Origin of the sequence: Rhodopseudomonas infernalis, from assembly GCF_022271405.1 — a bacterium.
Taxonomy (GTDB): Bacteria; Pseudomonadota; Alphaproteobacteria; order Rhizobiales; family Xanthobacteraceae; genus Rhodopseudomonas; species Rhodopseudomonas infernalis.
Map to the genome: position 1 here is coordinate 48,260 of NZ_JAJNAL010000028.1, position 24,661 is coordinate 72,920.

The window sequence follows — 24,661 nt, forward strand, 5'->3', positions numbered from 1 at the left end:
CCGCGCCATGGTCGCCGGAGCGGATGCTGCTGTCGTCCGGCGTGCCGCATCTGATCGTTCCGCAAGGCTGGCACGATGGGCCGGTTGCGACCAAGGTGCTACTGGCCTGGAACGGAAGCCGCGAGGCGCGGCGCGCGATTACCGACTCGCTGCCGATCCTGAAAGCGGCGGAGTCGGTCGCGGTGGTCGTCATCGACGCGGGCAAAAATCCGCTGCATGGGCCCGAGCCGGGCGCGGATATTGCGCATCTTTTGAGTCGTCACGGCGTGACGGCTCGGGTCGAGCAACTGCAGTCTAAGGGGACGCCGGTCGCCGATGTGATCCGTCGCTTCGCCGCCGACGATCGATCGGACTTGATCGTGCTCGGCGCCTTTAGTCACTCGCCGAAACGCGAATTGCTGTTCGGCGGGGTGACGCGATCGCTGTTGGGCGTAGTGACGATCCCGATGCTGATCGCGCATTGATCGGGCTGGTGGCGAGCAGCTTGCCGCGCCGCCCGTGAGCAGCTCGGAACAGACTGATCCTCCGCCCGCGAACCCGGCCCGCGGACCGGGCCGGGTGAGGTCGTGGCCTCAGAACGTATGCGTGAGCCGGGCGGTGAAGTTGCGACCGGGCTCGAGCAGCGGGTTGTACATCGACTGGGCGTAGGACTTGTTCACATAGGTCGCTGCGCTCACATAGCGCGTGTCGAAGATGTTCTGCAGGCTGATATGCAGCTTGGTGTCGCCGAGGCGGGGCGAGATCAGAACGCCGAGGTCGAACGACGCATACAGGCTCGGCACAGCGTAGCTCGCGGTCGGGTATTCCTCAGATGTGCTGATGCGGGTCTTTGCAGCCGCCCAGTCGACGGCCGCGCCGAGCGAGTAGCCGGAGCCGAGCGGGGCGTATTGTACGCCGACCCGGCCCTTCCACGGCGCGATGAACGGCAGCGGCGTGCCTGTGTCGGTGTTGGTCGCCTGCAGCCAGGCGGCGTTGCCGTACAGGTTGAATGACTGCGTCGCCTGCCAGCGCCACTCGGCCTCGACGCCGTTCACCGTGGCGTGGCCGACGTTCTGCCGCTGGATCATCGAGGAGCCGTTGTAATTGACGAACACCGTCTGCAGGAAGTTCGCGTAGTGGCTGTCGAACGCCGTCACCTTGACGGTGGCGGTCGGGAAGTTGAGCTGGAAGCCGCCCTCGTAGGTGAGGCCGGTCTCCGGCTTCAGCTCCGGATTCGGAATCGTGGTGGCCGAGAAGGCGAACAGCTCGGAATTGGTCGGATAGCGATAGGAGGTGCCGACCGAGGCGAGCAGATCGAGGATCGGCGTCACGTGAACGGTGGCGCCGAAGCTGCCGGTCGGCGCAGTGGTGCTGACATCGGCGTTGCGGCGAAGCACCTCGAGCGCCTTCGCCGAACTGACCGGCGACAATTCGGACGTCGTGTTGAACCAATCGAACCGGCCGCCGGCCGACAACGTCAGCAGCTTGAACGGGGTCCATTCGTTCAGCACGAAGGCGCCGACATTGGCTTGGGTATTGTCCGGTCCGGTTTTGGTTTCGGGCGTGATCGTCGACGTCGTCGCGGTCTGCCGCACCGACCACGACGTGCTGCCGGGCCGCCATTCCTGGAAGCCGTCGATCCCGAACGTCGTCTTCACCAGTCCCCAGCGCGCCGGCTCCCACGGGATTACGCCCTGGGCCCGGCCGCCGATCACCAGCGGGCCACCGACGTGGCTCACCGAACGGGTGAGGACTCCCGGCGTCGCGGTGTTCACGGTGGCGAGCTTGGTGTCGAAGTAATTGGCGTAGAACGATCCCTCGACGTGCTGAACCAGCTGATCGGTGAAGTCGCCCGCGTAAGACAGCTTCGCCATGTGCACCTGGTTCGGCTGCTGGCGGACTTGCGTATACGGCCAGCCCGGGGCCCCGCCGACGCCGCCGGCGCGGCCGTCTTCTTCCCAATAGTCGCGCAGCGTGAGTTCGAAGCGTTGGTCGCGGGTGGGCGACCAGCCGAGCCGCAGATTTCCGCCGATGCTCTCGTAGTCGCTGTTGAGCGCCGGGCCGCTCGGGGTGTGATAATTGCCGCCCTTGCGATAGCTGACGCCGCCGAGCACGTCGAAGCCGAGGCCCGCCGCCTGCGCCCATTCGTAGGTGCTGAAGCCGTTGTCGACAGAGCTGTAGCCCGCCGAGAAGCCGCCATGCGCAAGCCGCCACGGTCCGAACGGATCGACGTTCGGCCGCCGGGTGACGACGTTGACCAGACCGGTCATCGCCTCCGAGCCGTACACCACCGAGGCCGGCCCGCGAACCACCTCGACGCGCTCGATCTCTTCGGGCGCGAAGTAATTGAGCTGCAGCGTATTGCGGCCGCGGAAGCGGTCGCCGTCGATGTACATCGGCGAGCGCCAGTTGTTGGACGAAAAGCCGCGCAGATAGATCTGGCCGCCGATGCCGCCGGCACGCGCGATCGACACGCCGGGGACATTCTGCAGAATGTCGAGCAGGCTGGTCGGGCTGGTCTGCTCGATCTGCGCGCGGTCGACGACCGTGATGCTCTGCTGCGCCGGATGCGGGATACCAGCCTGCGGCAGCTTGCCGCCCATCGGCTTCAGAGAATTATCGGCGCTCGCAGCGGCGCCGACCGCCGCGGCCTGCGGAGCCTGCTGCGGCTTGGGACCACGTGTCGACGACCGGCGCGTCGCCTGACCGGTGTTCGAGCGTGGCGCGCGCTGCAGCCGCGACGAATTCGCCGATTCGACGCGCACTTCCGGCAAGACGTGACGGGCGCGCTGCGTCGAAGTCTCCGCGGTCTGGGCCCGAACACCGACGCTCGATCCCGCTGTCATCACGCACGCGAGCGCGAGGCTCAATCCGCAGGTCGACGCGAGTGGTGCGCTCTTTCTGGTTTCGAGCGTGATTGTTCTTTGCATCATTAGTAACGTCCCCCAGCTCACGAACCGTGAGCGGGTCCTTAACGCGTCGTTACCTCTTCCACCACCATCCCAACGTTAGCGGGCGGTTCGCCTGCTACCATGCGGATGCAAACTTCGACACATTACAGATTGCAATGCGCGCTTTGCGGAAGTGCGATTAGTACGGCTTTCAACCGTGTGCGCTCACGCGTTGAACGATTCTATTTCGTTGGGCCTCGCTTGCGATTGGCGGGAGCTGTTTTGGTTTTGTGTTTTCGCATCGTCACCCTATGAAGACACGTCAATTCGCCGCGCGATCGTCGCCGGCCCGAGAGGCGTTGAATTCATGTTGCCATCGCTGCGTCGGACGAGATCATCAGTTGTTGCCGCGATCGTCGTCGTCGTCGCGATGCTCGGCTCGGTGCATGCCGGCGAGCTCACCGATCAGCGCGGCCGCACCGTTGCGGTCCCTGCACCGGCACAGCGCGTCGTCTTCCTGCCGATGCCGGCGCCGTCGACCTACATGGCGATCGACCGCTCCGCTGCGCATGTCGCCGGCATGAACCCGGCTTCGGCGAGCGCGATGCAGTCGGGTATTCTCGGTCGCATCTTTCCATCCTTCGACAAGATCCCGACCGGCATCACGCGCGGTGCCGGCGTCGTGCCGAATGTCGAAGCGATCATGGCGTTGCATCCGGACGCCGTGCTGCAATGGGCGACGTCCGGCGACGAGCCGATCGCGATGCTCGACCGCGCCGGACTGACCGTGCTGGGGCTGCGCTACGGCGGCCAGGACGAGGTCGAAGGCGCGATCATGATGATGGGGAGGCTCGCGGGACAGGCGCCGCGCGCGGCCGCGATCATCGAACGGCAGCGACAGCGGCGCGACCGGCTCGCCACCGCGCTCGGTGGCCTGCACGACACCGAGCGTCCCCGCGTCCTGCATCTGACGCGCGCGTCGGATTCGTTCGCCGCCGCCGGTCGCGACTCCTACTCGGATTTCGTGATCAGGACGGCGGGCGGCCGCAACGCCGCCGCGGAGATCGGCGGCAGCCGCACCGTCACGCTCGAGCAACTGCTGGTCTGGAATCCGGACGTCATTCTGCTCGGTAACTTCGATACGGCGACGCCCGACGATCTGTATCGCGATCCGAGGCTGCAGGGTGTTGCGGCGGTGAGGCAGCGGCGGGTGTATCGCGTTCCGCTCGGCGGCTATCGATGGGACCCGCCGAGCCACGAGTCGGCATTGGCCTGGACCTGGCTCGCGGCTCTGCTGCATCCGGCGCGCGTCGCGACCGATCTGCGCGCCGAGATGCGCGGCTGGTACACGTTCCTGTACGGTCACGCCCTGGTCGACAGCGAGATCGACGACATCCTGCATGCGCGGCAGAATGGCGGCTCCGCCGGCTACGCAAGATTTGCGGCGATGCCATGAGTCTGCTTGATGCCGCTGCGGGCCGGCCCGGCCGACCGGTCGCTGCCCCGATCGCGATCGCAGCGCTGGTGCTGCTGCCGGTGGTGACGGCGATGCTGTGCCTGTCGGCGGGGCGCTATCAGGTGCCGGCCGCGCACGTGTTCGGCATTCTGCTGCACGACCTGCTCGGCCTGTTCGGTGTCGACCCGGCCGGCTGGCTGCCGTCGGGCTGGGCCGCCGCGAGCTGGACGCCGACCGAGCGCATCGTCGTGACCACGGTGCGGCTGCCGCGCGTTCTGATGGCCGGAATCGCGGGGGCCGGGCTGGCGCTCTCCGGTGCCGTGCTGCAGGGCATGTTTCGCAACCCCTTGGTCGGCCCACAGACCATTGGTGCGGCGTCCGGCGCGTCGCTCGGCGGCGTCGTCGCGATTCTGCTGTTCGGCTTCGGCCTGCCGGTTCATCTCGGGGCATTCGGCGGCGCCGCGCTGGCGCTCGCTGCGGTGCTACTGGTGCATCGCGGCGACGGCGTCTCGCCGGTGCTGACGCTGGTGCTCGCTGGCGTCGTGGTCGGTGCGTTCTGCGGCGCGCTGGTTGGCTTCGTCACGTTCATTGCTGATCCGGAAGTGAAGCTGCCCGGCATCGTGTTCTGGCTACTCGGCAGTTTCGCTGCGGCGAGCTGGCCGAACCTTGCGCTGCTGGCGGCGTGTACCATCGTCGGTGGCGGCGTGATGCTGGCGATGCGCTGGCGCGTCAACGTGCTGTCGCTCGGCGACGAGGAAGCGCGGACGCTCGGCGTCGAGCCCGGCCGCGACCGCGTCATCCTGCTGGCCGCGACCTGCCTGGCGATCTCGGCACAGGTCGCGGTGTCCGGCACGATCGGCTGGGTTGGCCTGGTGATTCCCAATCTCGTGCGCATGGTGGTCGGTGCCGATCACCGCCGGCTGCTGCCGGTGTCGGCCGTGGCCGGCGCGGCCTTCCTGATGGCGGCCGACACGCTGGCGCGCGATCTGTCGGCGGCAGAGATTCCGGTCGGCATCGTCACTGCGATCGTCGGCACGCCGGTGTTCGCCTGGTTGCTGCGCCGGCATGCGAGAGGACAGGCGGCATGATCAGGGTCGAACAGGCCGGGCATTGGTTCCGGCCGGAGCAATGGCTGTTTCGCGATCTGTCGTTTGCTGTGGCTGAGGGCGAGTCGACCGCGATCCTGGGGCCGAACGGCTGCGGCAAGACGACGTTGCTGCGGGCGCTGGCGGCGACGCTGGCGTTGAAGCAGGGGCGGATCAGCGTCGACGGCGTCGTCGGCGTGGTGCCGCAGGCGCTGCGCGGCGACGTCGGCTATCGGGTGATCGACATGGTGCTGCTCGGTCGCAGCCGCTATCTCGGCCGATTCGGCGCACCGGGCCGGCGCGATCTCGCCCGCGCCGAAGCTTGTCTCGATGCTGTTGGTATCGCCGAGCTCGCCGAGCGTCGCTACGACCGGCTGAGCGGCGGCCAGCGCCAGCTCGTGCTGTTCGCCCGCGCGCTGGCCTGCGACTGTCGGGTGCTGCTGCTCGACGAGCCGGCCTCGGCGCTCGATCTCGCCAATCAAGGCGTGGTGCTGCGGCTGATCCGTCGCCTGGTGCGCGACGACGGCATGACGGTGGTGTTCACCACCCATCATCCCGATCACGCGCTGGCGGTGGCCGACAAGGTGCTGATGATGGCAGGCGAGCCGGTGTTCGGCCCCGCCGACACCACGCTCGACGAAGCCAATCTGGCGCGTGTCTACGGCGTGCCGGTGCGCCGTGTCACGATCGAGGCGGACGGCGCGCGCATCGAGGCGACCGTGCCGGTGCATCGGCTGTCGGCCGACGCAGCTGGCACTGTGCCGTCATGACCGCGCGGTGGCTTGCGCCCAGCGCAGGAAGCCGTCGAGGAAGCGGGTCGTCGCCGGCATGAACCGGCTGCCGTGATGGTAGAACGGATCGAGCGTCGAGACGATCAGACGGCCCGGCGTCGAGACGCGGTCATCGTACAAGAGGGCGCCGCCAGGATCGCGACCGTCACGATCCTCCGGCACAGTGACGAGCGGCTGCGCGCCCTCCGGCGGAAACAGCACGCCGTGGATGTGCCAGATCGTCGAGTCCGGGGCGACGTGGCCGAACATCTCGTGATCGGGCGCGACGAACTGGTGCGGCGGTTTCTGCGCGGGGTCGAGCCACCACCAAAAATTGGTCGGCCGCGCGGCGCTTCGCACGCCCGGCGCCCAAGTCTCCGCATCGGATTCGCCGAGCACGACCAGGGTGCGGCCGCGGGCGAGATAGTCCGTGAGCAGAGGACGGTGCCGGCGCATCAGCTCGGGATTCGTCCGATCCGGCACGATCAGCAGCGTCGGTTCGACGAGGTCGTCGGCGGTCAGTGCCGGCGTATAGATCACGCGGTCGAAACGGTCGCGGAAGCGGTCCCCGAAGATCGTCTCGTGATGATAGTAAGTGCCGCCGTCGAGTACTGCCACGGTCATGAGCGCGCCTCCACCAGCCAGGTGATGAGTTGTGGCAGCAGCCGACGGGAAGTGTCGTCGCCGCCGAAGCTCCACAGATCGTTGCCGCCGTGCAGCAGCACGGTGCCGCGGCCGAGCGGATAGATGAAGTCGAGCGGGCGAGCGGCGGGCCCGAGCGTATGGATCACCGTCGCGCCGTCGGGCGGGACGTGCCATGCATGGCCGTAGAAGCCGGCGACGCCGCGGCGGAAGGTGAGGTCGTCGAGCGCGACGCCGTCCCAGATCGGATGCGTGGTCGCGCGGGACACGGTGAGATCGGCGATGCTGCCGCCGTCCAGCGGCTGCACCGGGGAAAGGCCTGTGAGGAACGGGTGGGCGACGTGTCCGCTGATCACCACGCGGCCGCCGGCGGCGACGTAGTTGTCGAGCAGCGCGGTGTTCGCCTGCAGGAAGCGCTGATCCATGTGCATGCCGATCAGCAGCGCATCGGCGCTGCCGAGCAGCGTGGCGTCGAGCGCATAGAGGTCGACGTCGCGAACGTTGCAGTCGAGAGCGGCGAGCCGTTCGGCCCAGGCTGCCGATGATGTCTTGTGGCCGCAGAACGGGCGGATGATGGTCTTCACGGCGAAATCCGGATCACAGCCGCTCGAACAACGTGTCCGGCGCAGCGGCCAGCACGTCGTCGGCAACGCGTCGCTTCAGCGCCGACAACTCGACGTTCTCTTCGTCGCTGCGAGCGCCGCCGCGGGCGATCAGTTCGAAGAACCGCTCCGGCACCACGCCGGCGCGTAGCGCGGCCCCGACGCTGCGATCACCTGCCGACAGCCGCCAGCTATAGGACATGTCGACGCCCGGACACAGCCGCGCATGTGGCAGCGCGCGGTCGACGGTGTAGACGCCTCGCGTCACCGCGCGGGTCACGAATTCGAACGCGTCGCGTACGCCGGGACCGGGATGTCCGCTGACCACGACGAGATCGGCGCGGCGTGGCGGTCGCTGCGGCGATAGCGCCGGCAGCATCAGCCGTAGCGCCTGAAACGTCACCGCCAGCATCGCCAGCGCGGCTTGCCCGTGATACGCGGCAACCGCGTCGTAGGCGATATGGATGAGATTCTCCTCGCCCTCCACGATGATCGTGGGGCGTGTGTCCGCAACTATGTTCATATGACGTGTACTTCACGGAGTGACGGAAGCGCGATGCCGACGGCAGCGACGCGATATCCTGGCTGCGTAACAGCAATGCCAGGCTGCAGCAATTTCCGGAGCTCACGCAAAGCGTGCGGCGATCATTGCAGATCCGTGTAACGTCATGGTCTGACGTGTTTCTTCCCGAACTTTAGAATAGTCGCAAGATCGAGTGGCATTGCTCGGCAATGCTGGTCGCTCGGATCGGCGCGGCAACGCAAGACGCATGCCCGCACGAGTCGAGCCCCGATCGATCGTGCTTTCTCGCTGCGTCTCTCGCCGCTTACTTCCCGTCCTCCACGATCATGCTCGCGCCTTTCTCGGCGATCATCGCGGTCGGGGTGTTGGTGTTGCCGGAGGTAATGGTCGGCATGACCGAGGCGTCGACCACGCGCAGGCCTTCGAGGCCGTGCAGGCGCAGGCGTTCGTCGACCACGGCCATCGGGTCGCTGGCGAGGCCCATCTTGGCGGTGCCGACCGGGTGGAAGATCGTGGTGCCGATATCGCCGGCCGCCTTGGCGAGTGAAGCATCGTCGTCGCCGACTTTGGAGCCGGGTAGATATTCCTCGGGGTGATACTTCGCCAGGGACGCCTGCTTCATCAGCCGCCGGGTGACACGGATCGCGTCAGCGGCGACCTGGCGGTCGTCTTCGGTCTCGAGATAATGCGGCGCGATCGACGGCGCAGCGTCGAGCGCTGTCGATTTCAGTTTGATCTCGCCGCGCGAGGTCGGCCGCAGATTGCAGGCCGCGACGGTGATGGCGGAAAACCGATGCAGCGGATCGCCGAACTTGTCGAGCGATAGCGGCTGCACGTGAAACTGGATGTTGGCGCGCTCCTGGTGCGGATCGGAGCGGGTGAAGATGCCGAGCTGCGACGGCGCCATGGTCAGCGGGCCGCGGCGGCGGAACGCGTAGTCGAGGCCCATCCAGGCGCGCCGCGGCAGCGAGTGATAGATGTCGTTGAGCGTGCGGCCGCCGCTGATCCGGTAGATCGCGCGCTGCTGCAGATGGTCCTGCAGATTACGGCCGACGCCGGGACGGTCCAGCACCGGCGCGATGCCGAGCGGCGCCAGCCATTCGGCCGGGCCGATGCCCGAGCGCTGCAGCACCTGCACCGAGCCGATCGAGCCGGCGCACAGTACCACCTCACGCCTCGCCCGTGCTTCCACTGCCACGCCGTTCTGCAAGAATCGCACGCCGACGGCGCGGCCGTTCTCGACCAGCACGCGATCGGTGAGGACATTCGTCTCCAGCCGCAAGTTTCGGCGATGCAGAGCCGGCTTGAGGAAGCCGCGCGCCGACGACCAGCGCCGGCCGCGCTTCTGGTTGACGTGGAAATAGCCGACGCCCTCGTTGTCGCCGGTGTTGAAATCGGCGCTGCGCGGGATGCCCATCTCGCCGGCCGCGCTCGCCACCGCGTCGAGGATCGGCCAGGACAGCCGCGCAGCCTCGATTCGCCAGCCGCCGCCGGCGCCGTGATGCTCGCTGTCGCCGAGGAAGTGGTCCTCCAGCCGGCGGAACGCCTGCCGCACGTCGTCCCAGCCCCAGCCGGACAGTCCGAGCTGGCGCCAGTGATCGTAATCGGCGGCCTGGCCGCGCATCGAGATCATCGCATTGATGGCCGACGAGCCGCCGATCACCTTGCCGCGCGGATAGGCCAGCGAGCGGCCGTTGAGGCCCGGCTCCGGATCGGTCTTGAACATCCAGTCCGAGCGCGGATTGCCGATCGCGAACAGATAGCCGACCGGGATGTGAAACCAGATCCAGTTGTCGCGGCCGCCGGCTTCCAGCAGCAGCACCCGGCAATTCGGGTCGGCCGACAGCCGATTGGCGACGATGCAGCCGGCGGTGCCCGCGCCGACCACGATATAGTCGAATTCGCCCTCGATCTGCGCGGTCATGCGTTCCATCCCACCCGGCTGCGTCCCATGACGTCGTGATTTTGCAGACGCTTAGACCGCTGCGACGACGCTGTACAGTTGCTGCGAAGCGGCAGGGCGGCTAGCCTGCCATTTCGGTTCGTGAAATTTGGAGACTGTCAGCCTCATGCCCGTGATCAACCGCGTCGCCGACCTGCAACCCGAGATCATGGCCTGGCGCCACGACATCCATCAGCATCCCGAGCTGATGTACGACGTCGACCGGACCGCGGCGTTCGTTGCCGAGCGGCTGCGCGAATTCGGTTGCGACGAGGTGGTCACCGGGCTGGGCCGCACCGGCGTGGTCGGCGTGATCCGCGGCCGCAAGCCGGCCTCGGGCGAGCTCAAGGTGATCGGGCTGCGCGCCGATATGGACGCGCTGCCGATCGAGGAGGCGACAGATCTTCCTTACGCCTCCAAGGTGCCCGGCAAGATGCACGCCTGCGGCCATGACGGCCACACCGCCATGCTGCTCGGCGCCGCGCGCTATCTCGCCGAGACCCGTAACTTCGCCGGCGATGTGGTGGTGATCTTCCAGCCGGCCGAGGAGGGCGGCGCCGGCGCCGCCGCGATGATCAAGGACGGCCTGATGGACCGCTTCGGCATCGAGCAGGTCTACGGCATGCACAACGGCCCCGGCATCCCGGTCGGCGCCTTCGCGATCAGCCCCGGGCCGATCATGGCCTCGACCGATTCGGTCGACATCCGCATCGAGGGCGTCGGCGGCCACGCCGCCCGGCCGCATATGTGCATCGACTCGGTGCTGGTCGGCGCGCAGCTGATCAACGCGCTGCAGTCGATCGTGTCGCGCACCGTCGACCCGCTGGAGGCCGCCGTGGTGTCGATCTGCGAATTCCACGCCGGCAACGCCCGCAACGTCATTCCGCAGGTCGCCGAGCTGAAGGGCACCGTGCGGACGCTGACGGCCGAGGTTCGCGATCTCGTCGAGAAGCGCATCCACGAGGTCGCGGCCGGCGTGGCGCAATCGACCGGCGCCAAGATCACCGTCGACTACGAGCGCGGCTATCCGGTGGTGGTCAATCACGCCGAGCAGACGGAGGTGGCGCAGCGCATCGCCCGCGACATCGCCGGCGACGCCAACGTGGTGTCGATGCCGCCGCTGATGGGCGCCGAGGACTTCGCCTATATGCTGGAAGCACGCCCGGGCGCCTTCATCTTCATCGGCAACGGCGACAGCGCCGGGCTTCATCACCCGGCCTATAACTTCAACGACGATGCCATCGTGTACGGCACGTCGTACTGGATCAAGCTGGTCGAGACCCAGCTCGCGGCCTGAGCCGCGGGCGAGCCCGGATCAGATGATCGGCCGCCACGCTTCGCGCAGCCGCGCCCTGTCGGCTGCGCGAAGATACAGGAACTATCGCTCCGAAGTTGCGTTGGGCGCTCGTCAGAGACGACCCCCCATCACCAACCGGAGACGACAATGGCCGCTGCCAAGGACAAGACCCTCAACGACCTCTTCCTCGATACGCTCAAGGATATCTACTACGCCGAGAAGCAGATCCTGAAGGCGCTGCCGAAGATGGCGAAGGCCGCCACCTCGGACAAGCTGCGCGCCGCGTTCGAGAAGCACGAAGGCGAGACCGAGGGTCAGATCGATCGTCTGGAGCAGATCTTCGAACTCCTCGACAAGCCGGCGCGCGGCAAGACCTGTGACGCGATCATGGGGATCCTTGAAGAGGGCAAGGAGATCATGAGCGAGTACAAGGGGACCGAGGCGCTCGACGCCGGGCTGCTCGCCGCGGCCCAGGCTGTGGAGCACTACGAGATCTCGCGCTACGGCACGCTGAAGACCTGGGCCGGCCTGCTCGGCATGAAGGACGCCGTCAAACTGCTCGACCAGACCCTGCAGCAGGAAAAGACCACCGACGGCAACCTCAGCAAGCTGGCGGAGAGCGAAATCAACTACGAAGCCGCGGCGTAACGTCGAAGCGTCATCCTATGGGGCCGGCCCGCCGTGCCACGGCGCGGCGAGCCGCGATCCCAAAGCCTCCGTCATTGCGAGGAGCGAAGCGACGAAGCAATCCAGCTCCGTGCTCGGCGCTGGATTGCTTCGCGAGCCTGTACCAGGACGGCGCGATGCGCCGATCGGGTGCTAGCAATGACGAACGGGGTTATCGCCCAATGCCACGAATGCCGTCATGGCCGGGCTTGTCCCGGCCATCCACGCCTTTACTGGATTTCCGTCGGCAAGGCGTGGATGCCCGGCACAAGGCCGGGCATGACGGAGTGTGAGACGTGGGCTCTCCACGTCCACTTCAGTGGTGCAACTACTATCCTCCGACGTCGCCGCTGATGACGTCGCCGAACAGCTCCCACTTCTCACCCTTGAACCGCATCAGCTGCAACTGGCTGATCGGCGCGAAGTCGGTCGCCGAGGTGTTGATGGTGATGCCGGGCAGCAGCACTTCGGTGCGGAAGTCTTTCAGGCTCGCGGCCTGCTTCATGACGTTCTCGCGGGTCAGGTTGTCGCCGCACCGCTTCAGCACTTCGACCAGCGTCTGCGCCACGCCGTAGCCGACGATGGTGCCGCCGTCGAGCTTGTTGCCGTCCGGAAAGTCCTTGTCCATGAAGGCGAGAAACTCCTTCATGCCGGCATCGTTCTTCCACTGATCGTCGCTGACGTCCTTCACATACGCCGCGGAGATCACGCCCTGCGCGGCTTCGTAGCCTGCCGGCTTGATCACGCTGCCGACCGAGGCCGACACGTTGTTGAGGAAGTGCACCGGCTTCCAGCCGATCTCGGCGTTCTTCTTGATCGCCTGGGCGGCGAATTTCGGCGTGGTGATGTTGATGAAGACATCGGCGCCGCTCGCCTTCAGCTTGACGAGGTGGTTGTCGATCGTCGGTGAGGAGACCTCATAGCTCTCCTTCATCACGATCATCGACTTGGCCTTGTCGCCGAGCCCGTCCTCGAGGCCCTTGAGATAGTCCTTGCCGTAGTCGTCGTTCTGATACAGCACGCCGATCTTGGCGTTCGGCATCTCCTTTAGAATGTATTTGGCGTAGATCTGGGTCTCGCTCTGGTAGTTGGGCTGCCAGCCCATCGTCCACGGGAAGTCCTTCGGATCGTTCCATTTGGTCGCGCCGGTGGCGACGAACAGCTGCGGCACCTTCTTGGCGTTCATGTATTTGTGGATCGCCGAGTTCGGCGGCGTGCCGAGCGAGTTGAAGATCAGCAGCACCTCGTCGCTCTCGACCAGTTTGCGGGCCTGTTCGACGGTCTTCGGCGGCGAATAGGCGTCGTCGTAGCTGATGAAGTTGATCTTGCGGCCGTTGATGCCGCCGGCATCGTTGATCCTCTTGAAGTACGCAGCTTCGGTGCGGCCGATCACCCCGTAGGCGGAGGCGGGGCCGCTGTAGGGCATGATGTTGCCGATCTTGATCTCGGTGTCGCTGGCACCCGGATCGTACTTCTTCTGCGCCATGGCGCTGCTCGACGCCGCGAGCGTGAAGGCAAGCACGGCCGAGAGGGCAGCCGCGCGCGTGCGGAGTGAAGGCATTGTCTGACTCCCTTTTCTTGATACGTTGATTGTGTGTTGTTGTTGTTCGGGCTCTTGGCGGCCCTGCCGGAGCATACAACACGTTTCCCGCCGGACCAGCAACAAAAAGCCCCTGCGACATGTCGCAGAGGCTTGTTGCAGTGCGGAGTAACAGTGGCTGTTAGTAAAAGTCCGAGGCGCGTTTTCGCATAGCTCGCGACGGCGGATGCGCCTCGGTCATTGCGGCGCTAGCCGCCGGTTTCGGCGCTGATGATGTCGCCGAACATCTCCCACTTACCCTTGGTAAACCGCATCATCTGCAGTTGCTCGATCGGCGCGAAGTCGGTCGCGGAGGTGTTGATCTTGATGCCCGGCAGCAGGGTGTCGGCGGCGAAATCCTTGATGCCGGCGGCCTGCTTCATGACGTTGGCGCGGGTCAGATCGTTGCCGGACTGCTTGAGAACCTGCACCATGGTTTGCGCTGCAGTATAGCCGTACACAAGATTGGTGTCGGAGATATTGGCGCCGGGCATGTACTTTTCGAGAAAGGCCTTGAATTTCTTCATGCCCTCGTCGTTGTCCCACTGCGCGTCCGACGCGTCCTTGAGATAGCCGGCGGACAGGACGCCTTCCGAGGCGTCGAGCCCGGCGGGCTTCATCACCGCGCCGATCGAAATCGACACGTCGGTCATCAGATGCATCGGCTTCCAGTTGAGCTCGGCGATCTTCTTGATCGCCTGGGCGGCGAATTTCGGCGTCGAAATGTTGACGAAGACGTCGGCGCCGGTGTCCTTCAGCTTGACGATATGGGCGTCGATCGACGGCTCGGAGGTCTCGTAGCTCTCTTCGGCGATGATCAGCTTGGAGTTGGCGCCGAGCACGTCCTTGAGGCCGAGCAGATAGTCCTTGCCGAAATCGTCATTGGCGTAGAACACACCGATCTTGGCGTTCGGCTTCTCCTTCAGGATGTATTTGGCGAAGATCCGGGCCTCGACGCGGTAGCTCGGCTGGAAGCCCATCGTCCAGGGGAAATCCTTCGGGTCGTTCCACTTGCTCGCGCCGCTTGCCACGAACAGCTGCGGCACCTTCTTGGCGTTGTGATACTTCTGCACCGCGGTCTGGGTCGGCGTGCCGAGCGCGTTGAACACCAGGAAGACTTCGTCGCTCTCGATCAGCTTGCGCACCTGCTCGACCGTCTTGGGAGGCGAGTAGGCGTCGTCATAGCTGATGAAATTGATCTTGCGGCCGTTGATGCCGCCCTGATCGTTGATCATCCGGAAATAGGCTTCTTCGGCCTTGCCGATGACGCCGTAGGCCGACGCCGGGCCGCTATAGGCTTCGACATTGCCGATCTTGATCTCGGTGTCGGTCACGCCCGGGTCGTACTTCTTCTGGGCGAGGGCGGCGTTGCTGCTCACCGCGAAGAACAGGGCAGCGGCCGAAAGCGCCGCGAGTTTTGAACGCGAAAAGGACATTAGGGATCGTCTCCTGGGCCTGGTATCGCCGCCTCGTTGCTCGGGCGGCGTAGCGCGGATTGAAACCTGTTTGTCCAGGCGCGGCAACAAATAACCCCCGGCGATGCGATCGCCGGGGGTGATAATTTGAGCGCTTGGAGCGAGTTGTGTCGAGACGCTATGCGTCTGGCGCGGTGCTCGCGCTTAGTCGGTCTTGACGTCGCCCGAGATGATGTCGCCGAACAGCTCCCAGCGTTCGCCCTTGAAGCGCATCATCTGCAACTGGCTGATCGGCGCGAAGTCGGTCGCCGAGGTGTTGATCTTGATGCCGGGCAGCAGGGTGTCCGGTTCGAAGTCCTTCAGGCTGGCGGCCTGCTTCATGACGTTGGCGCGGGTGAGATCGTCGCCGCACATTTCGAGCACCTTGTGCAGCGTCTGAGCGGCGCCGTAACCGTACACCATGTTGCTGTCGTTCTTGTTGGTGCCCGGCATGTATTTCTCGACGAAGGCATGCCAGTTCTTGAACTTCGGATCGTTCACCCACTGCTGGTCGGTGCCGTCCTTGACGTAGTTCGCCGACAGCACGCCCTGTGCGTTCTCGAACCCGGCGGGCTTCATCACGCTGCCGACCGAGGCGGAGACGTTGGTGATGATCACCAGCGGCTTCCATCCGAGTTCGGCGATCCGCTTGACCGATTGGGCACCGAACTTGGGCGTAACGTACAGCAGCACGACGTCGGGATTGAGCGATTTCAGCTTGACGATGTTGCTGTCGATGGTCGGGGCGGAAATCTCGTAGGTTTCCTCGGCGACGATCATCGAGGCCGCTTTCGCGCCGAACGCGTCCTTGGTGCCTTTCAGGTAGTCTTTGCCGAAGTCGTCGTTCTGATAGAGGATGGCGACCTTGGCGTTCGGCTTCTCCTTCATCAGATACTTGACGTAGATCTGCGCCTCGCTCTGATACGAAGGCTGCCAGCCGATCGTCCAGGGGAAGTTCTTCGGATCGTTCCACTTGGTTGCGCCGGTGGCGACGAACAGCTGCGGTACCTTCTTGGCGTTGAGATATTTCTGGATCGCGGTGTTGGACGGGGTGCCGAGCGGGTTGAACACCACCAGCACTTCGTCGCTCTCGACCAGCTTGCGGACCTGTTCCACCGCCTTCGGTGGCGAATAGGCGTCGTCGTAGCTGATGAAGTTCACCTTGCGGCCGTTGATGCCGCCATTGTCGTTGACCATCCGGAAATAGGCTTCCTCGGTCTTGCCGATGGTGCCGTAGGCCGAGGCCGGGCCGGAATAGGGGATGATGTTGCCGATCTTGATCTCGGTGTCGGATGCGCCGGTGTCGTATTTCTTCTGGGCGAAAGCCGCGCCGCTGAAACTTGCGAGGCTGACCGCGACGGCTGCTGAGAAGACGAGCGCGCGCGAACGATAAGTTTGCATTCCCAAAGGCTCCTTGGTCGTGGGTTTTCTTTGTTGTTCGAACTTGGTGAGTTCGTTGTCAGTTGAACACGTTTCTCGCGAGTGCAGCAATAGCGTGCGCCTGCGACCAAGCCGCCGGGCGGGAAATGGAAGCGCCGGGGAACGAAAGGTTAGTTCCGCAACTCGCCGTTGATCACCGGCCCGAACAGTTGCCAGTGATCGCCGGAGAAGCGCATCAGCCGCAGCTGTTCGATCGGGTGAAAATCATCCGGCGCGGTGGTGATGGTGATGCCCGGCAGCAGTGTGTCGGGCGCGTAGCCGGAAAGACCCGCCGCCTGCCGCATCACGTTGGCGCGGGTGAGGGTGTCGCCCGCGCGGCGCAGCACTTCGACCAGGCATTGCGCGGCGCCGTAGCCGTAGACCACGGAGTTGTCGCCGCGGTTCACGTCGGGCGCATAGGCGTCGAGGAAGGCGTGGAAGCGTTTCATGCCGGGGTCGTTCGCCCATTGCGGATCGGCCGCGTCCTTGTTGTAGGCGGCCGAGACCAGGCCCTGGGCGTTCTCCAGGCCCGCCGGCCGGATCACGGCGCCGATCGAGGCCGACACCAGCGCCTGGATGGTGAGCGGCCGCCACGCCATTTCGGCGGCGCGACGAATGCTCTGGGCTGCGAATTTCGGCGTGGTGATCGACACGAACACGTCGGCGCCGGACGCCTTCAGCCGCGCGATGTGATTATCGGCGCTGGGCTCGGTCACCTCGTAGCTCTCTTCGGCGAGGATCATCCCGGCCCGGTCGCCGAGGCCGTCCTTCAGACCCTTCAAAAGGTCGCGGCCGAGATCGTCGTTCTGATACAGCACCGCGATCCGGCCTTCCGGCTTGGTCGCCAGGATGTACTTGGCGTAGACCCGGCCCTCGACCTGATAGGGCGGCTGCCAGCCCATCGTCCACGGGAACGCCTTCGGATCGCCGAACCGCGTCGCCCCGCTGGCGGCGAACAGCTGTGGCACGCCCTTGGCGTTGAGATATTTCTGAATCGCCACGTTGGACGGCGTGCCCATCGGGCTGAACATCAGCAGCACCTCGTCGCTCTCGACCAGCTTGCGCGTCTGCTCCACCGCCTTGGCCGGGCTGTAGGCGTCGTCATAGGAGACGAACTCGATCCTGCGGCCATTGATGCCGCCTTGGTCGTTGATCATCCGGAAATACGCCTGCTCGATCCGGCCGACGATCGCATAGGCCGAGGCCGGCCCCGAATAGGGCATCAGATTGCCGATCCGGATCGCGGTGTCGCTGGCGCCGGGATCGTAGGCGTTCTGGGCGAGTGCCGCGCTGGCAGAGGCGAGGGCAAGCAAAACGAGGAGCGCGGCACGGCGCGTGTGGTGGAGGCAGAAAGACAGCATCATGATCTCGGGCAGGGGCGCACGCGGCGCGGAAGAGTTCACCCATACGCTCGATCGACGTTCATTTGCATCATCCTATCTTGGAGGCAGCCCTGCAGGTGCGGATTCTGCGCGCCAGCGGTTATCGTGAAGAGTTCAATTTCGTCATGCCCGGCACAAGCCCGGCCATGACGATGTTCCAGAGTAGACGCGGTGCCTATGAAGCGCGGCCCGTCGCGACGTCTCGAAGCGACATCGCCGGTTGGTCCGCCCAAAGAAAAAGCCCCCGGCGAGCGATCGCCGGGGGCCGAGGCTTCGTCAGACCGGATCGCTTTATTTACGTAGCTTGTGGACCCAGCCCTGCAGCGTGTAGGCGACCTGCCGCGCGCCGTGCGGCAGGACGAAGATGATCACGATCAGGATCAGACCGAACACCGCGCCCGACAGACCCTTGGAGAAGTGCTCGGCGATGTTCGGCACGAACACGATGAACGCCGCGCCGATGATCGAGCCCGGCAGCCAGCCGACGCCGCCCACCACCATGCCGAGGAACAGCGCGATGGCCAACTGGATCGTGTAGCTGTCCGGCGCCACGAACTGCACCGCGATGGCGCCGAGACCGCCGGCGACGCCGGTGATGCCGGCCGAGACGCCGAACGCCAGCGTCTTGTACAGCGCGACATCGACGCCCATCGCGGAGGCCGCGATTTCGTTGTCGCGGATCGCCATCATGGCGCGGCCGGAGCGCGACTTCAGCAGGTTCACCGAGGCGACGTAGATCGCGATCGAGATCACCAGCACGAAGTAGTACAGGTACATGTCCTGCGAGATCGGCAGGCCGAACGGCGCGTCGGGCTTGGTGATGACCAGGCCCTGGACGCCGCCGGTCCACGCTTCGAAGTAGTGCAGCTTGAGGAGCTGCGGCATCGCGGTGGCGAGCGCGAAGGTCGCGAGCGCCAGATAGATGCCCGAGAGCCGCAGCGCCGGCAGGCCGAACAGGTAGCCGGCGATGAAGCAGATCGCACCGGAGATCGGCAGCGTCAGCGCGTAATTGACGCCGAACGTGTCCATCATGATCGCCGACGTGTAGGCGCCGAGCGCGTAGAACGCGCTCTGGCCCAGCGAGAACTGACCGGAACCACCGGTCAGGATGTTCAGCGCCAGCACCGCGATGGCGTAGATCAGGACCATCGTCATCTGGAAGATGACGAAGTTCTTCATGAACAGCGGCGCGATGCACAGCAGCAGCAACACCACCAAGGAGGCGTAGGTGCCCAGCGCCATGTACTTCTTCGGCGTGGTTTCGATCGGCTGGGCGTCGTTAACGGTTTCCTGCAAGGCGCTCATGATCAGACTCGCTTGACGATGTTGCGGCCGAACAGGCCCGTGGGTTTGACGACCAGAACCGTGACGATCAGCGCCAGCGCGATCGGCAGTTTCAGTTCGTTACCCACACCGGGGATGTAGGTGCCGGCGAGGTTCTCGAAGATGCCGACCAGGAAGCCGCCGATCACCGCGCCGAGCGGGCTCGACAGACCGCCGAGCACAGCCGCGGCAAAGCCGTAGATCAGCACGCCGCCCATCATGTTCGGCTCGAGGAACACCACCGGAGCGATCAGCATGCCGGCGATCGAGCCGATTGCCGCCGCCATGCCCCAGCCCAGTGCGATCATCCAGGAGGTGTTGACGCCGACCAGACGAGCCGACTCAGGCTGCGCCGCCGCCGCCCGCATCGCCAGACCGATCCGGGTGAACTGGAAGAAGAAGTACAACAGCAGCAGCAGCACCAGCGTCACGCCGATCATGCCGGCCTGATGTGTGGAGATCAGCTGGCTCCCCAGGAACGGCGCGGAGCCGAACGGCGAGGGGAACTGCTTGATGGTGAAGTCCCAGGTCAGGCCCGCGACCGAGTTGATGATCGCGAACAGCGCGATGAAGCCGGCGACGTGGGTCAGCACCGGCGCGTTGCCGAGCGGCTTGAACAGCGCCCGTTCGATGATGATGCCGCCCGCGAAGGACAGTGCCAGCGTCAGCAGGAACGCGCCCCAATACGGGATGCCCCATTGCATCAGCTGCCAGGCGATGAAGGTCGAGAACATCGCCATTTCGCCCTGGGCGAAGTTGAGGTGGTCGATCGCCTGATAGATCATCACCACGGCGAGCGCCATACATGCATAGATGGCGCCCGTGGCGATACCTGCCAGGACCTGATTGAGCAGAAGTTCCATGGCCGGTCTCCTCAGTATCCCAGATACGATTTACGGACGTCTTCGTTATTGGCGATGTCGTCCGCTTTGCCGGACATCACGATGCGACCCGTCTCGATCACATAGGCCTGGTCGGCCAGTTCGAGCGCGAGCTGCGCGTTCTGTTCGACCACCAGGATGGTGACCTTGTCTTCGCGGTTGATCTTGCCCAGGATCTTGAAAAGATCGCGGACCACCAGCGGCGCGAGACCGAACGACGGCTCGTCCAGCAGCATCAGCCGCGGACGCAGCATCAGCGCGCGGGCGACCGCGAGCATCTGCTGTTCACCGCCGGACAGCGTGCCGGCCTGCTGGGTGTGACGCTGCTTCAGGACCGGGAAGTGCGCGTACATCCGGTCGATGTCGGATGTGATCGCCTTCTTGTCCTTGCGGCTGATGGCACCGAGCTCGAGGTTCTCTTGCACGGTGAGCGTCGTGAAGGTGCCGCGGCCTTGCGGCACATGCGCGATGCCGAGGCGCACGATCGCTTCGGTCGAGCGGTTCGACAGCTTGTTGCCCTGGAACTCGATCGAGCCGGTCGAACGCACCATGTTGCAGATCGCCCGCAGCGTGGTGGTCTTGCCGGCGCCGTTGGCGCCGAGCAGGGTGGTCAGGCTGCCTTCCTGCAGTTCGAATTCGAGACCGTGAAGTGCCTGGACCTGGCCGTAGTAAGCGCGCAGGTCGCGAACATTGAGCATCGCCGTCATTGGTCTTTGCTCCCCAGATAGGCCTTGATCACATCCGGGTCGTTCTGCACCTGCTGGGGCGTTCCCTCTGCGAGTTTGCGGCCGAAATTCAACGCGACGACGTGGTCGGCGATCGACATCACCAGACCCATGTGGTGTTCGACCAGCAGCACGGTGATGCCGCGATCGTCGCGGATCTTCCGAACCAGGTCGCCGAGGATGTAGACTTCCTCGTGGTTGAGGCCGCCGGCCGGCTCGTCGAGCAGCAGGATTTTCGGCTCGGTCGCCAGCGCGCGCGCCAGCTCGACTCGCTTCTGCGTACCGAACGGCAGACCCGACACCACGGTGTGGGCGACGCTGCGCAGTTCGAGATAGCCGAGGATATCGTCGACGCGCTTGTTCATGTCCTTCTCGCCGCGGCGGATCCACGGCAGGCGCAGCGAGTCGGAGACGATGTCGCTGTTGGAGCGCGCATGGGTGCCGACGCGCACGTTGTCCAGAACCGTCATGTTCGGAAACAGAGCGACGTTCTGGAAGGTCCGGCCGATGCCCATCTCGGAGATGCGATGCGGCGGCCGGGTGAGGATGCTGTCGCCTTCGAGCAGGATGTCGCCCTTGCTCGGCTGATACAGCCGCGACAGGCAGTTGAACAGCGTGGTCTTGCCGGCGCCGTTGGGGCCGATCAGTCCGAGAATCTGTCCCTTCTTCATGTCGAACGAAATGCCGTTCAACGCGACAATGCCGCCGAATACGACGCTGACGTCGCGCACCGCGAGTAGCGGTGACGCTGTTTGTCCCGAATGTGCCTGCATCATTGGCTGCGGCCCTGAACCGGGCGGCGGAGCATGATCATCGGCCACGCTTCGTGACGACGGATGCTACCTGATCCCCTCGACGACACGCGCAACTTTCCCTCCTGACTTAGTTTTCTTGTTTTCAGATTTGTCGGTTCGTCTTGATAGCGGCGCCGCTGTCCCGCCGAGCGCCGCTTCGATTTTCCTTACCATCGCTAATAGGCGAGGTCCAATGTCGTTGATCAGTCGTTCTTCCGTGAAGCGGAATGCCGGTGCGCCGCAATTGAACGCGTAGGGCCCGGTGCCGTCGTTCATCATCAGCGCGACACCGGCTGCGTGCACGTCGTCCTGCCATTCCCCTACCGAGATGGTGAAGCCGTAGCGGGCGACCATCTCGTCGGAGCGCTCGATGCCGTCCTTGATGCGCGGCCAGCGGCTGCCGTAGTATTCGCGAAGATCGCGCATCAAGGCTGCGCGTTCGTCACCTTGCAGTGCACACAAGTAAGCACGTCCCATCGCGGTGGTTGCGATCGGAATGCGCGAGCCGACATCGAGCTGCACACCGACGGTGAGGCTCGATCGCGCCTGACCGACGTAGATCATGCTGAGCCGATCGCGCGCGCCGACCGCGACGGCGCCGCCGGTCTGCTGCATCAATTCGTCGCGGAAGGATTGCGACAGATGACGCACGCCGAGATTGGCCAGCGCCGCGTAGCCCAGCGACATCGCCGCGGGAGCCAGCTGATACTTCTCGAATCGCGGAACCTGCGTGAGGTAACCGAGCTTGGTGAGCGTGTAGGTCAGTCGCGAGATCGTCGGCTTCGGCAGCTTGGTACGCGCCGCGATTTCCTGGTTGCCGAGCAGGCCGTCGTTGGGTCCGAACGCGCGCAGAACGTCGAGCCCACGCGACAACGCGACGACGAAACTGCGATCGGTCGCGGCTTTTTTCGGAGGACGCTTCATTCCCTGCGCGTTTGTTGATTATGGTCGTCGTTGACAAGCGACGCTCTTCAAAATAACCCTCGCTGTCAAGATGTGGAATTAAATTTCGCAGTGCGAAATCTGTCGATCAATCAAGAAACGCACCAAGGAGAATGCAATGAGCGAAGTCGTAACACGCGCACGACAGGATGCGATCGCGGTCGTCACTGTGGACAGTCCGCCCGTCAATGCGCTCAGTGCGGCTGTTCGCCGCGGCATTCTGGAAAACGTCAATGCGGCGGTCGCCGACCCCGAGGTCCAGGCAATTGTACTGGTGTGCGCGGGCCGCACCTTCATCGCCGGCGCCGACATCACCGAATTCGGTAAGCCGCCGCAGCCGCCGGCGCTCAATGACGTTATCGCGGCGCTGGAGAATTCACCGAAGCCGACCATCGCGGCGATTCACGGCACCGCGCTCGGCGGCGGTCTCGAAGTCGCGCTCGGCTGCCACTTCCGCGTTGCGGTCAAGGAAGCCAAGCTCGGTCTGCCTGAAGTCAAGCTCGGACTGTTGCCGGGTGCCGGTGGCACGCAACGCCTGCCGCGTGCGGTCGGTCCCGAGCTCGCGGTGCAGATGATCGTCGGCGGCAGCCCGATCGGCGCAGCCGAGGCGCTGAAGCACGGGCTGATCGAAGAGATCGTCGAAGGCCCGACCGCCGGCGCGGTGGCGTTCGCCAAGAAGGTCCTGGCCGAGAAGCGGCCGACCCGCCGGTTGCGCGACGACGACAGCAAGCTCGCGGCCGCGAAGGCCGACCGCTCGATCTTCACCAATGCGGTGGCGGCGATGACCAAGAAGGCGCGCGGCCTCGAAGCGCCGTTCGCCTGCGCCGACGCGGTGGGTGCTGCGATCGATCTGCCGTTCGACGAGGGCATGAAGAAGGAACGCGAGGGCTTCCTCAAGCTGCTGACGAGCGATCAGTCCAAGGCGCAGCGCTACGCGTTCTTCGCCGAGCGTGAAGCCGCCAAGGTCGACGGCGTGCCGGACGGCACCAAGCCGCGCCCGGTGTCGCGGGTTGCGATCATCGGCGCCGGCACCATGGGCGGCGGCATCGCGATGTCGTTCGCCAATGCGGGCATCCCGGTGACGCTGATCGAGACCGGCAAGGAACAGCTCGATCGCGGCATGGGCATCATGCAGAAGAACTACGAAGCCACCGCGGCGCGCGGCGGCATTCCGGCGGACGCGCCCGCCAAGCGGATGGGCCTGATCACCGGCGTGGTCGGCCTCGAGAACGTCAAGGATGCCGACCTGATCATCGAGGCGGTGTTCGAAACCATGGCGGTGAAGAAGGAAGTGTTCACCGCGCTCGACGCCTACGCCAAGCCCGGCGCGGTGCTGGCCTCGAACACGTCGTATCTCAACGTCGACGACATCGCAGCCACCACCAAGCGTCCGCAGGACGTGCTCGGCATGCACTTCTTCTCGCCCGCCAACGTCATGAAGCTGTGCGAAATCGTGCGCGGCGCCAAGACTGCGCCGGACGCGCTGCTGACCGCGGTGTCGATCGCCAAGAAGATCGCCAAGGTGCCGGTCGTGGTCGGCGTCTGCGACGGCTTCGTCGGCAATCGCATGCTGGCGGCCCGCTCCAAGCAGTCCGAGAAGCTGTTGTTCGAAGGCGCGCTGCCGCAGCAGGTCGACGCCGTTGTCACCAAGTTCGGCATGCCGATGGGCCCGTTCGCGATGGGCGATCTCGCCGGCCTCGACATCGGCTGGCGCTCGCGCAAGGATCGCGGCATCAAGTCGGAGATCGCCGACGCGCTGTGCGAAGCCGGCCGCTTCGGCCAGAAGACCGGCAAGGGCTACTACAAGTACGAGGCCGGCTCGCGTTCGCCGCTGCCGGATCCAGAAGTCGAGACGCTGATCAACGATACGCTGACCAAGCTCGGCCTCAAGCGCCGCGAGGTCAGCGACGACGAGATCCTCGAGCGCATGATGTATCCGATGATCAACGAGGGTGCCCGCATCCTCGAGGAGAAGATCGCGGCGCGGCCGAGCGACATCGATGTGGTCTGGCTGTACGGCTACGGCTGGCCGATCTACCGCGGCGGCCCGATGCACTACGCCGACGCTGTCGGCCTCAAGCACATCGCCGAGCGGCTCAGCTACTACGCCAAGGCCACCAACGACCCGTCGCTGGAGCCCGCCCCGCTGCTGAAGAAGCTCGCCGACGAAGGCAAGACCTTCGCCTCGGTCGGCCAGCCCAGCAAGGCGGCGGCGTGATCTCTCGTTCTCCCTCTCCCGCTTGCGGGAGAGGGCCGGGGTGAGGGCGACGCAGGCACAGTGCCTGGGGACCCCCCCCCCCCCCCCCCCC

General features: G+C 65.2%; 21 protein-coding genes. 7 read left to right on the forward strand and 14 right to left on the reverse strand.

Annotated elements, in window-relative coordinates:
- Window positions 1-23 precede the first annotated feature (23 nt).
- On the forward strand, window positions 24-464 hold the full coding sequence (locus LPW26_RS17895; protein WP_238736889.1) for a universal stress protein: 441 nt from the start codon (window positions 24-26) through the stop codon (window positions 462-464).
- Between the two features lie 108 nt (window positions 465-572).
- Here the strand turns inward: LPW26_RS17895 and LPW26_RS17900 are convergent, their stop codons facing one another.
- A complete protein-coding gene (locus tag LPW26_RS17900; RefSeq protein WP_238736890.1) occupies window positions 573-2,825 on the reverse strand; it encodes a TonB-dependent receptor in 2,253 nt (750 codons plus the stop codon).
- A gap of 412 nt (window positions 2,826-3,237) precedes the next feature.
- Here LPW26_RS17900 and LPW26_RS17905 point away from each other — a divergent pair, with 412 nt between their 5' ends.
- Genes LPW26_RS17905 through LPW26_RS17915 form a run of 3 tightly spaced genes read left to right on the forward strand, consistent with a single transcriptional unit; the run spans window position 3,238 to window position 6,181 of the window.
- Window positions 3,238-4,326: an ABC transporter substrate-binding protein gene (locus LPW26_RS17905; RefSeq protein WP_238736891.1), complete on the forward strand. Its 1,089-nt coding sequence runs from the start codon at window positions 3,238-3,240 to the stop codon at window positions 4,324-4,326.
- The gene (locus LPW26_RS17910; protein ID WP_238736892.1) at window positions 4,323-5,414 is read left to right on the forward strand and encodes a FecCD family ABC transporter permease; all 1,092 of its coding nucleotides are present in this window, start codon (window positions 4,323-4,325) and stop codon (window positions 5,412-5,414) included. Before LPW26_RS17905 ends, LPW26_RS17910 begins: the two co-directional genes overlap by 4 nt.
- Window positions 5,411-6,181: an ABC transporter ATP-binding protein gene (locus LPW26_RS17915; protein ID WP_238736893.1), complete on the forward strand. Its 771-nt coding sequence runs from the start codon at window positions 5,411-5,413 to the stop codon at window positions 6,179-6,181. The genes LPW26_RS17910 and LPW26_RS17915 overlap by 4 nt, the downstream gene beginning before the upstream one ends.
- Here LPW26_RS17915 and LPW26_RS17920 read toward each other — a convergent pair.
- The 4 genes from LPW26_RS17920 to LPW26_RS17935 form a co-directional block, all read right to left on the reverse strand.
- On the reverse strand, window positions 6,176-6,805 hold the full coding sequence (locus tag LPW26_RS17920; protein ID WP_238736894.1) for a hypothetical protein: 630 nt from the start codon (window positions 6,803-6,805) through the stop codon (window positions 6,176-6,178). The two genes, LPW26_RS17915 and LPW26_RS17920, sit on opposite strands and share 6 nt — an antisense overlap.
- Entirely contained in the window at window positions 6,802-7,407 is a 606-nt protein-coding gene (locus tag LPW26_RS17925) for a hypothetical protein (protein ID WP_238736895.1), read from the reverse strand. Before LPW26_RS17925 ends, LPW26_RS17920 begins: the two co-directional genes overlap by 4 nt.
- A gap of 13 nt (window positions 7,408-7,420) precedes the next feature.
- On the reverse strand, window positions 7,421-7,948 hold the full coding sequence (locus LPW26_RS17930; protein WP_238736896.1) for a hypothetical protein: 528 nt from the start codon (window positions 7,946-7,948) through the stop codon (window positions 7,421-7,423).
- A 304-nt stretch (window positions 7,949-8,252) separates the two neighbouring features.
- On the reverse strand, window positions 8,253-9,872 hold the full coding sequence (locus LPW26_RS17935; protein WP_238736897.1) for a GMC family oxidoreductase: 1,620 nt from the start codon (window positions 9,870-9,872) through the stop codon (window positions 8,253-8,255).
- A 145-nt stretch (window positions 9,873-10,017) separates the two neighbouring features.
- Between LPW26_RS17935 and LPW26_RS17940 the strand changes: the two genes are divergently transcribed.
- Both LPW26_RS17940 and LPW26_RS17945 read left to right on the forward strand, forming a co-directional pair.
- Entirely contained in the window at window positions 10,018-11,187 is a 1,170-nt protein-coding gene (locus LPW26_RS17940) for a M20 aminoacylase family protein (protein ID WP_238736898.1), read from the forward strand.
- 147 nt (window positions 11,188-11,334) lie between these two features.
- Window positions 11,335-11,835, forward strand: coding sequence for a YciE/YciF ferroxidase family protein (locus tag LPW26_RS17945; RefSeq protein ID WP_238736899.1), 501 nt, complete (start codon window positions 11,335-11,337; stop codon window positions 11,833-11,835).
- 349 nt (window positions 11,836-12,184) lie between these two features.
- Here the strand turns inward: LPW26_RS17945 and LPW26_RS17950 are convergent, their stop codons facing one another.
- From LPW26_RS17950 to LPW26_RS17990, 9 genes are all read right to left on the reverse strand, one after another.
- Window positions 12,185-13,414 (reverse strand): ABC transporter substrate-binding protein, encoded by a 1,230-nt coding sequence (locus tag LPW26_RS17950; RefSeq protein WP_238736900.1) that lies wholly within the window; start codon window positions 13,412-13,414, stop codon window positions 12,185-12,187.
- A 227-nt stretch (window positions 13,415-13,641) separates the two neighbouring features.
- Window positions 13,642-14,868, reverse strand: a complete 1,227-nt coding sequence (locus LPW26_RS17955; RefSeq protein WP_238736901.1) for an ABC transporter substrate-binding protein — start codon at window positions 14,866-14,868, stop codon at window positions 13,642-13,644.
- A gap of 183 nt (window positions 14,869-15,051) precedes the next feature.
- Window positions 15,052-16,287, reverse strand: coding sequence for an ABC transporter substrate-binding protein (locus LPW26_RS17960; protein ID WP_238736902.1), 1,236 nt, complete (start codon window positions 16,285-16,287; stop codon window positions 15,052-15,054).
- Between the two features lie 149 nt (window positions 16,288-16,436).
- On the reverse strand, window positions 16,437-17,666 hold the full coding sequence (locus LPW26_RS17965) for an ABC transporter substrate-binding protein (RefSeq protein ID WP_238736903.1): 1,230 nt from the start codon (window positions 17,664-17,666) through the stop codon (window positions 16,437-16,439).
- 312 nt (window positions 17,667-17,978) lie between these two features.
- A complete protein-coding gene (locus LPW26_RS17970; protein ID WP_238736904.1) occupies window positions 17,979-18,992 on the reverse strand; it encodes a branched-chain amino acid ABC transporter permease in 1,014 nt (337 codons plus the stop codon).
- Between the two features lie 2 nt (window positions 18,993-18,994).
- Window positions 18,995-19,873 carry a branched-chain amino acid ABC transporter permease gene (locus LPW26_RS17975; protein WP_238736905.1) on the reverse strand — a complete coding sequence of 293 codons (879 nt, stop codon included), beginning with the start codon at window positions 19,871-19,873 and terminating at the stop codon, window positions 18,995-18,997.
- A gap of 11 nt (window positions 19,874-19,884) precedes the next feature.
- On the reverse strand, window positions 19,885-20,598 hold the full coding sequence (locus LPW26_RS17980) for an ABC transporter ATP-binding protein (RefSeq protein WP_238736906.1): 714 nt from the start codon (window positions 20,596-20,598) through the stop codon (window positions 19,885-19,887).
- Window positions 20,595-21,392, reverse strand: coding sequence for an ABC transporter ATP-binding protein (locus LPW26_RS17985; protein ID WP_238736907.1), 798 nt, complete (start codon window positions 21,390-21,392; stop codon window positions 20,595-20,597). The genes LPW26_RS17980 and LPW26_RS17985 overlap by 4 nt, the downstream gene beginning before the upstream one ends.
- A 63-nt stretch (window positions 21,393-21,455) precedes the next feature.
- A complete protein-coding gene (locus LPW26_RS17990) occupies window positions 21,456-22,334 on the reverse strand; it encodes an IclR family transcriptional regulator (protein ID WP_238736908.1) in 879 nt (292 codons plus the stop codon).
- Between the two features lie 136 nt (window positions 22,335-22,470).
- Here LPW26_RS17990 and LPW26_RS17995 point away from each other — a divergent pair, with 136 nt between their 5' ends.
- On the forward strand, window positions 22,471-24,570 hold the full coding sequence (locus LPW26_RS17995) for a 3-hydroxyacyl-CoA dehydrogenase NAD-binding domain-containing protein (protein WP_238736909.1): 2,100 nt from the start codon (window positions 22,471-22,473) through the stop codon (window positions 24,568-24,570).
- Window positions 24,571-24,661 lie beyond the last annotated feature (91 nt).

Bases quoted from the DNA above. Each gene is read 5' to 3' on its own strand.
- LPW26_RS17915 (WP_238736893.1), top strand. From the start codon at position 5,411: ATGATCAGGGTCGAACAGGCCGGGCATTGGTTCCGGCCGGAGCAATGG.
- LPW26_RS17950 (WP_238736900.1), bottom strand. From the start codon at position 13,414: ATGCCTTCACTCCGCACGCGCGCGGCTGCCCTCTCGGCCGTGCTTGCC.
- LPW26_RS17895 (WP_238736889.1), top strand. From the start codon at position 24: ATGCTGCTGTCGTCCGGCGTGCCGCATCTGATCGTTCCGCAAGGCTGG.
- LPW26_RS17935 (WP_238736897.1), bottom strand. From the start codon at position 9,872: ATGACCGCGCAGATCGAGGGCGAATTCGACTATATCGTGGTCGGCGCG.
- LPW26_RS17910 (WP_238736892.1), top strand. From the start codon at position 4,323: ATGAGTCTGCTTGATGCCGCTGCGGGCCGGCCCGGCCGACCGGTCGCT.
- LPW26_RS17985 (WP_238736907.1), bottom strand. From the start codon at position 21,392: ATGATGCAGGCACATTCGGGACAAACAGCGTCACCGCTACTCGCGGTG.
- LPW26_RS17970 (WP_238736904.1), bottom strand. From the start codon at position 18,992: ATGAGCGCCTTGCAGGAAACCGTTAACGACGCCCAGCCGATCGAAACC.
- LPW26_RS17965 (WP_238736903.1), bottom strand. From the start codon at position 17,666: ATGCTGTCTTTCTGCCTCCACCACACGCGCCGTGCCGCGCTCCTCGTT.
- LPW26_RS17975 (WP_238736905.1), bottom strand. From the start codon at position 19,873: ATGGAACTTCTGCTCAATCAGGTCCTGGCAGGTATCGCCACGGGCGCC.
- LPW26_RS17995 (WP_238736909.1), top strand. From the start codon at position 22,471: ATGAGCGAAGTCGTAACACGCGCACGACAGGATGCGATCGCGGTCGTC.
- LPW26_RS17990 (WP_238736908.1), bottom strand. From the start codon at position 22,334: ATGAAGCGTCCTCCGAAAAAAGCCGCGACCGATCGCAGTTTCGTCGTC.
- LPW26_RS17900 (WP_238736890.1), bottom strand. From the start codon at position 2,825: ATGACAGCGGGATCGAGCGTCGGTGTTCGGGCCCAGACCGCGGAGACT.
- LPW26_RS17920 (WP_238736894.1), bottom strand. From the start codon at position 6,805: ATGACCGTGGCAGTACTCGACGGCGGCACTTACTATCATCACGAGACG.
- LPW26_RS17980 (WP_238736906.1), bottom strand. From the start codon at position 20,598: ATGACGGCGATGCTCAATGTTCGCGACCTGCGCGCTTACTACGGCCAG.
- LPW26_RS17940 (WP_238736898.1), top strand. From the start codon at position 10,018: ATGCCCGTGATCAACCGCGTCGCCGACCTGCAACCCGAGATCATGGCC.
- LPW26_RS17905 (WP_238736891.1), top strand. From the start codon at position 3,238: ATGTTGCCATCGCTGCGTCGGACGAGATCATCAGTTGTTGCCGCGATC.
- LPW26_RS17945 (WP_238736899.1), top strand. From the start codon at position 11,335: ATGGCCGCTGCCAAGGACAAGACCCTCAACGACCTCTTCCTCGATACG.
- LPW26_RS17930 (WP_238736896.1), bottom strand. From the start codon at position 7,948: ATGAACATAGTTGCGGACACACGCCCCACGATCATCGTGGAGGGCGAG.
- LPW26_RS17955 (WP_238736901.1), bottom strand. From the start codon at position 14,868: ATGTCCTTTTCGCGTTCAAAACTCGCGGCGCTTTCGGCCGCTGCCCTG.
- LPW26_RS17960 (WP_238736902.1), bottom strand. From the start codon at position 16,287: ATGCAAACTTATCGTTCGCGCGCGCTCGTCTTCTCAGCAGCCGTCGCG.